Origin of the sequence: Fibrobacter sp. (assembly GCF_017551775.1) — a bacterium.
In the GTDB taxonomy this organism is placed as follows: domain Bacteria; phylum Fibrobacterota; class Fibrobacteria; order Fibrobacterales; family Fibrobacteraceae; genus Fibrobacter.
This window is the reverse complement of the sequence record NZ_JAFZKX010000105.1, coordinates 1-7729: the sequence shown is the minus strand read 5'-3', so window position 1 is coordinate 7729 and position 7729 is coordinate 1. Positions and strand designations below refer to the sequence as shown.

Here is a 7729-nt window from a genome sequence, read left to right as displayed (position 1 = left end):
TTACGTCGATATCTACAAGTGCCTCGAAGACATCGAACGCACCCGCAAGCTCACCGACGACGAAAAGAAGGAACTCAAGCTTTACCAGAAGCTCGCTTCCGCTTGCACGCCGCTCGCCAAGGGCATGAACTCCGAATACGCCAACCTGAACAGCTACGACAGCATCCAGGTGCACGGCGGTTCCGGCTACATGCTCGAATACGCTTGCCAGCGCCTGTACCGCGACGCTCGTATCACTTCGATTTACGAAGGTACGACCCAGTTGCAGACCGTGGCCGCTCTCCCGCACATCACCACCGGCACCTACAGCCAGATTCTCGAAGAACTCGAGGGTCAGGACGTTCGCCCGGAATACGAAGCGCTGAAGGCCCGCGCCAAGGCAATGGACGCCAAGTACAACGAAGCTATCGAATACGTGAAGGCTACCGAGAACAACGAGTTCCTCGACCTCTGCGCACGTCACCTCTACGAGATGGCCGCGAACTGCGTCATGAGCCAGTTGCTCCTCCGCGACGCCACCAAGTCTCCTGAACTGTTCGAAAAGAGCATGAAGGTGTACCTGAACATGGCCGAAGCCGAAGTCGCCAAGCACTACAACCTGGTCAAGAGCCTGGATGTAGCTGCGATGGATAGCTACAAAAAGTAATTCTCGCTAACGCGAAATTAAAAAAGCCTCGGTGATGAACCGAGGTTTTTTGTTTGTGCAAAAGTAAATAGTCTATTTCAACGAAACCGTTTTTCGTTTGATTAGAAAAAATCTTTCTCGCCAGCGATTATACTGTCCAAATTCTTCAATGAGATTTTATACAGTCCCTCATAGGAAACTGCGTAAAGTTCACCGTCTATCACATCACCTCCATATATTACCAATGTCGGAAGTCGGTGGCCCTTACTAACATCGCCAACAATACTTCTCCAACCTTTTGGAATGTTCCCATAGGGTTCACCATAATCACCCATGTACACCTTAGGGTAGGAGCGCTTACCAAAAGAAAACAAGTGTTCACCATCAGACACAAGGCGGTATTTGCCATGTATTGAATTGACGTTGATGATATAATTCAAAGAGTCCTCGCTGTTGTAGAAATCCAAGAAAAGACTGTCTATGGGAACCCATTCATTTCCAGCATCATCCCATTCATACGCCAACAGCCTCCATTCATCGGCCATGACTAACTTGTTTTTATGGACAAGGATATCCTTAACAGGATTGGCAACAAGAGACTTTGTATACCTAAGCTTTGGAGGATGCGGAAGCTGTTTCCATTGCCAAAATCCAGGTTCAAGTTCAAACACGCCGTCTGCAGTTGCGGCATAGAACTTTCCATTCCACTCGACCCCCCTATGGAACTGCAAGGGAACCGTCTCCGTTCCATAGGGGTCATAATGAATAGGTGGTGTATCCAAATCTATCCATGAATCTCCGTTCTGCAACCTTAAAACAGATACGACCTCCCTTGTGACAGTATCCTTGAATCCAGCCAAGCAGACAATCAAGTTATTTTCAAACTTGGCAATTCCATAAACGCCAAATTCAATATCACTAGAAGAATCGAGAACGTTTATTTTTATCCACTCTTTATTATCTGGTAAATATTTCAACACGTCACCCGTTGTCGTTCCAACATAGAATGCCGTTGAGTCAGAGTAAAGCGTATGTACAAAACCCTTCGACGGAACCGAAAGAGTATCCCAATGAGTTCCATTGGCTGTTGTCACAAAAAGACGCGGAGCATGCACAAGATATCCAGGTTTTCCTTCTGCCGGAACGCTCCAGGCATCTTCGACCATAATCCAAGAACCTGAATGCAGAATCGCCTGCAGGCCACTACCCCTCGTGCCAAGGGAATCTTTGTTCGGGATTAAAACAGGATCCCAACCATCTTGCAGAGAATCAGTAGGTTCTGAAGTTACTCCAGGATCTTTTGTGCATGCGACACAGATTATGGAAATAAATACAAGACAAATAAAGTTTTTCATACTAGCGTCTTCAACTATAAGGCAGAGTCATCAGACTCTCCCTATTATTAACTGTTTATGAGAAAGAACAGGGACAAATGTAATAAAAGATACCGCAGTCAGAACCGCGTTATCCTTTCGTCGTCTCGATGCATTCGTTCTGAAGTTTCAGGATGATATCGCCCGAATCCGGGTCCATGAGCATATCGAAATTCGACAAGATCGTAAAGCAATAGCCATCGATATCATAGCACACCTTGAGCGACGGGACTACGCACTTGTTGAGGCAATCCAGAACCAGCCTTTCGCGGGTGTACTCCGCCGTCCGCTGTATGTTAAGCTCGTTCTTGAGCATCAAGGAACTCAGGTAATTATAATGGGTTTCGTAGGTGTATTTCTTGGCGAATTCCTTGGGAATGTACGAGATGCCGTCCATTCGCAGCACAGGGGAATTCTTCGTCAGGTTCCAGAACAGGAATCCCTTATACCCCGGGTCGTAAGACTTGGTGTGCGTCGCTTCGCCGGACGCCATAAAGTTGTCAAACGCTTCCCTCCGGGTAAAGTAGTCCTTCATCGCCATGTCGTCTTCGGAAACAAACACCGAGAAGATATCGCCATACGGCGTGTTCCGGAAAACCTTGCCCACATGATAGACGCGCTTGACAATCCCGTTGGCGGTCCTTACGCGGTAAGTGACTTGTTTCGTCGTCGAAGAATAGCTCTCGATTTGCTCCACGATTTCCCTGTTCACGCCGTCGAAATCTTCCGGCAAAATCACGTTCTTGAAATTCGACCCGGACAGTTCGCGGAACTTCTTGACGCTGTCGCATTCAAAGATATCGAGCGCGCGCGCATTCACATAAAGGACCTTGCCCGTCTTTATCCTGAAAAGGATAACGCCGCCGGGAACATATTCCATGTAGTTCAGCGCCACCTTGTGCAAGAGTTCGGCATTCTTGATGGCCCCGGCAATCTTCGCCTTGATCATTTCCCTGTCGATAATGGGCATGCAGATAAACTGGAAGGCGCCCAGGTGCATGCTCGCCTTCGCGACATCGAGATTGTCGGTCATGATGATAAAAGGCAGCTGGAGGTCGCGCATTTCGCTCTGGAATTTCTGGATAATCTTGAAGCCGTCCACTTTCGGGAGATCGGCATCGACCAGCGCAAGCGAGATGCGGCGCCCGTGTTCCATCAACAGTTCAAGCGCACGTTCGCCATCGCCGGCCAGCAGCAGGTTGTAATCCGTCCTGAGTATGCTATCGAGGAACGCGCGGGTCTGCGGGCTCGCTACGGCGATCAGGACCGTTTTCGTCTCTACGGGGAGCGAGACCTTCTTGTGGTTCGTAGTACTGTCATGGGTACTCACGTGAGTGTCGCGCAGCACGATGTCGTAGATGCGGCAACCGTCCAGGTCAACAATAAGGCTTCCGCTTATAAAGACATACGTCCCGCGGGTAGCGTAGGTCATTTCGCTCGGGTTGTAATATGCGAGTTTCTCGATTTCATGGAGCGTATAGTAGGTGGGATCCTTGGGGTTGTTCGCCGCGTCTTCCACGTCTTTAATGGAAGAAAAGCCGATGCTCAGCGCCTGTTCTTCGAACTGCTTGTTGGTAAACAGGAACCGGAACATTCCGTTTTCGTAAGCGAGTATCGCCTTGGACGTATCCACCAGATAGTCGAGGCCGCCCAGTTTCGAATAAACCACCCTCATCTCGCGACTTTCGACGGCAATTCCCGATTCTTCCATGTGCTTCATGGTATCGCCCAGCGGTTGCGGCTTTCCGTAATAGAAGCCTTGCGCCTTCTCGCAGCCGATTTCCTTCAAGAACTCCATCTGTTCCCTGGTCTCGACGCCTTCCGCCAAAGTCTTCAGCCCAAGGTTTTTCGCCATGCGGACCGTAGAGCGGATAATGACTCGCGACACGTCGTTGAAATTCGAGAGGAACGCCATGTCAATCTTGAGTTCGTCGAACTTGTAGTCCTTCAGCGTATTCAGCGAGGAGTAGCCGCTTCCGAAATCGTCCATCCAGACTTCGTAACCCGCCAAGCGGAATCGTTCAATTTCTTGCTGGACGTACGAATCCGACGCCATGATGCTTTCCGTAATCTCGACGCGGATGTTTTCGCGGTCTATGTCATACTTCGCGAGGGCCCTTTCGACCACGTCGAAAATGTCGCAGCCGACAAAGTCCAGGCGCGAAAGGTTGAACGAGACGGGAACCACGGGGTGCCCCTGGTCGAGTTCCGCGCGCATATCCTTGCAGACGAGCTCGATGATGTGGCTGTCGAGCTTATGGATTTGGCGGGATTCTTCGAGCGCGCCGATAAACACGCAAGGATTCAGGAAACCGAATTGCGGGTCGACCCAGCGGGCCAGCGCCTCCATCCCGCAGAACGTCTCGGTAATCGTGCGGACAACCGGCTGGTAATAAACCTTGATATAGCCTTTCGCGATAGCCTCGTCCACGTGGTTCACCACGTAGTTCTGCAACAGGAGATCCTTGTGCAACTGCTCATCGTAATAACGGATGAATCCCCCGTGCATTTTCTTCTGGATGTTGCAGGCCATCTTCGCCTTTTCGGTCGCATCGAAGATGACGTCGTATTCCTCTATCTTGCAGATGCCGACATAGAGGTCCATCGATATCTTCGAGATTACGCTCTTGATGTTCCTGCGGACTTCGTTCAGGCGGCTTTCGAGTTTATCCATATCCGCAATGACCATGAAGTGGTCGTCCGCTATGCGGCACACCAGATTCTTCCGGAACTGCTTTTTCAAGAAGCCGGCGAAATGGATAAGAAGTTCGTTCCCCTTCTCATAGCCGTTCGCGTTATTGTAGAGTTTCATCCCGACAAAATCCAGGAAGACAAGCGCGGGGACCCCGCCCGCCTCGCGAATTTCGTCCGCAAAGCTTTCACCGCGCATGCAGCTGTAATCTAGGTTCGGAAGGCCGGTCAGGGCATCAAAGTAGCGGTCGGCCTTTTCGCTAAGGCGATGCAGGATGGCCTCCTGGCCGTGCCACATGATGATGGAGGCCTTCAAGACCAAATCTCCGCCAGTCCGGGAATTGGGAACGAGGACTTCCCCCCTCTCCAGCACTTCTTCTATGGTAATCAGCTGCGGTTCGTTCGGATCAAAGAAGTACTCCTCGAACTTGATGCCCGGGAAATAGGCATGCATGGGGGTCCAGACTTTTTCGACGGAGGCGCTGATCATCAAAATTTCGTGCGTCTTCGCATCGATAATGATGAAGGGCTCCACCTTGTCCGCACTCAGGTATTCGACAAGGTCGCTGTCAAGAGCCTGCCGGTTCTCGTCGCTGGACTCAAGCGCCGCGGTCACATCGTTGTAAGCGACAACCGCATATTCCGTAGCGTCGAAGGTGCGCCTGTACCCAACCGAGTGGATGGAGCGCAAGTCGTCCTTGCCATGGATTTTTCGTCGATAGACGACCTCGAAATGTTCGCCGCCTTTTTTTACAAACGCATCCACCACGGACGCGGTAGAAACCAGGTCCTCGGGATGGACATTCCCGTACAAATCCTCTTTGAGAAGCCGGGCAACATCTTCGCAGGCAAGGTCCGGACCCTGCCAATGGGCAAATCCGATAGAAACAACTTCTGCGAAGAAACGTCCATCGACAATTCGATAGACTACTAGCGGCAATTCGGAACTTTCAAATTCCTGCTTCAGCGCCTTTGGTATTTTGCACTTTTCCTGTTTCAAGACCGTAAACCGCCGACTTTATAGCATTTTAGTATCATTAAAATAAACTATTTGTCACAAAAGTGGTCGCATAAAGGGGCAAAAGATATTCCAAAAGAACATATAAAACGCAATTTTTGCGCAAAAAAGGCCGCCCCGCGGGGGAGCGACCTGTTCAATTTCGCTTGATTTCCTTGTTTTGCTACTCTTCGGGCGCGACGTAATCGCCGTCCAAGATGCACCAGACGGAGCCGTAGCGGTTATCAATCTTGGTGGGGCGGCACAATCTGGGATAAACGCCTTTGGGCAAATTCATGTTCCGAGCGGTGCAGTCCACAAAGTCATTGCGATAAGTTTGCCAGTCCTTGCATTGTTCTCTCGCAGTTTTAGTTGTATCCTTCACATAACCTTCGGAACTGCAGGTTTCATTTGCAAAGATCCAAGTATTGCCCCAGTCTGTAATTGTGACATTATACTTTTCAATGGCAATCGTATCGACGTAATCGGGGTTACGACTTTCACCAACAAACTTCACAAGCGAATCGTCTTTAAAAACACTCTTTTTCCAAGTACGGGTTGCGGCTACAGAATCAGGAACAACATAATCCGGATTTTTCGTAAGCCAGATGGTAAGCGAGGTATCGGTCACTTGAGTCAGCTGCAATTGCTGTTCAAATACGCCAAAGTAAAAGACGTTACCGCCCACAACGATCTTTTTCGAGTAGGCCTCGGCATTCCGGCAAGAACCCCAAATCGGAGTGTTCCTGCATTTTTGCGCATTCGAAAACATGAGCGAATCATCAAGCACAACCAAAACGCAATTCCAAAATTCATGATAGCCCGCAAAATCGGTCACAATTTTGCCACTTTCATAAACATGTATGACCTCACAAGTCGGATTTGTCCATTCCTCTACGGTAATGTTATGGCCCAAATACGGTCCCATCTTTGCACGATCTTCGTCAGTGTAGGTATCAGGATCAATCGTATACTTCAGAAGTTCCGGCTGGATTCCCGTAGTGTCAAAGGGCAACGAGTCCAGCACCGTTTTTTGCGAAGCGGTATCTTGCGGTGCAATTTCTGCAGAAGATGAGCTTTCTACGATAACGGTTTCTTGAGACGAAGAACTTTCCGCAACACCCTGCTCGGACGATGAGCTTTCTACGATAACGGTTTCTTGAGACGAAGAACTTTCCGCAACACCCTGCTCGGACGATGAGCTTTCACCGGACTTTTGCGATGAGTTTTCTACCGTTTCGGAAGAAGAACTGATTTCTGTCACATCGGATGTACGCGGTTCCGGTTGCGGAGAGGTGGTGGAATCTTCACAAGCAACGAGCAAGCCCGCAAGCGCTCCTGCAAATAAAATCTTCTTCATCATTTATTGTTCCTTTTTACTCGCACAAAAAATAAAAAAATCGGCCGCCCCGCGGGGGAGCGACCAATTTAATTTCGTGCCTAAATCCTTCGACTCCGGGCTTCGCCCTTCTACCCAAAGGGCATAACTCAACTACAGAACTAAAGTTCTAAGTTTCGTATAGCTCAGGATGACATCCCCTGCGCGAGGATGCCGGCGGAAGAAATTAGTTACCGCGTTCGAAGCGGATGAAGTTCACGACCTTCAGGCTCACAAGACCGAGCTGCTTGGCAACGACTTCCTGGAGGTAGTCCTTGACGGAGAGCTTCTTCGGGTTCTTTTCGGACATGAAGAATTCCTGATCTTCGAGAACGATTTCCTTGAGCACCTTAGCCACGCGGCCATCGATCTGGCGCTGCATGAATTCGGGCTTGGTCTGCTTGCCGGAAGCTTCGATCTGGGCCTTGGCGATTTCCTTTTCCTTTTCGATAGTTTCGGCAGGAACGGAAGCGTCGTTCAGGGCGACCGGAGCGAAAGCGGCAGCCTGCATGGCGATGTCCTTGGCGGCAGCCTTGAGGGCGGCTTCGTCGGCAGAGCCTTCGAAAGCGAGTTCAGTGATAACACCGATCTTGCCCTTCATGTGGCTGTAAACACCGAACACAGTGTTCGGGGCCTTCTTGAGCTCGCCGAACTTGCGGAAGTCG

General features: G+C 50.1%; 4 protein-coding genes and 1 pseudogene. 1 reads left to right on the top strand and 4 read right to left on the bottom strand.

The genetic code is table 11. The annotated features are described in order from the left end of the window. Positions 1-646: acyl-CoA dehydrogenase family protein (locus tag IK012_RS12260; protein WP_290955021.1), on the top strand; the 646-nt coding region annotated here is incomplete at its 5' end. 101 nt (positions 647-747) lie between these two features. On the opposite strand, the gene IK012_RS12255 is transcribed toward IK012_RS12260, so the two are convergent. From IK012_RS12255 to IK012_RS12240, 4 genes and pseudogenes are all read right to left on the bottom strand, one after another. Further along, positions 748-1980 carry a hypothetical protein gene (locus IK012_RS12255; RefSeq protein ID WP_290955019.1) on the bottom strand — a complete coding sequence of 411 codons (1233 nt, stop codon included), beginning with the start codon at positions 1978-1980 and terminating at the stop codon, positions 748-750. Positions 1981-2089: 109 nt separating this feature from the next. Beyond that, positions 2090-5689: an EAL domain-containing protein gene (locus IK012_RS12250; protein WP_290955018.1), complete on the bottom strand. Its 3600-nt coding sequence runs from the start codon at positions 5687-5689 to the stop codon at positions 2090-2092. A 181-nt stretch (positions 5690-5870) separates the two neighbouring features. Continuing rightward, positions 5871-7049: a hypothetical protein gene (locus tag IK012_RS12245; RefSeq protein WP_290955016.1), complete on the bottom strand. Its 1179-nt coding sequence runs from the start codon at positions 7047-7049 to the stop codon at positions 5871-5873. A gap of 202 nt (positions 7050-7251) precedes the next feature. After that, positions 7252-7729 (bottom strand): annotated as a pseudogene (locus tag IK012_RS12240) (translation elongation factor Ts); the annotation flags it as partial.

Excerpts from the sequence above, each read along its gene's own strand:
- IK012_RS12245 (WP_290955016.1), bottom strand. The coding sequence starts at position 7,049 with ATGATGAAGAAGATTTTATTTGCAGGAGCGCTTGCGGGCTTGCTCGTT.
- IK012_RS12255 (WP_290955019.1), bottom strand. The coding sequence starts at position 1,980 with ATGAAAAACTTTATTTGTCTTGTATTTATTTCCATAATCTGTGTCGCA.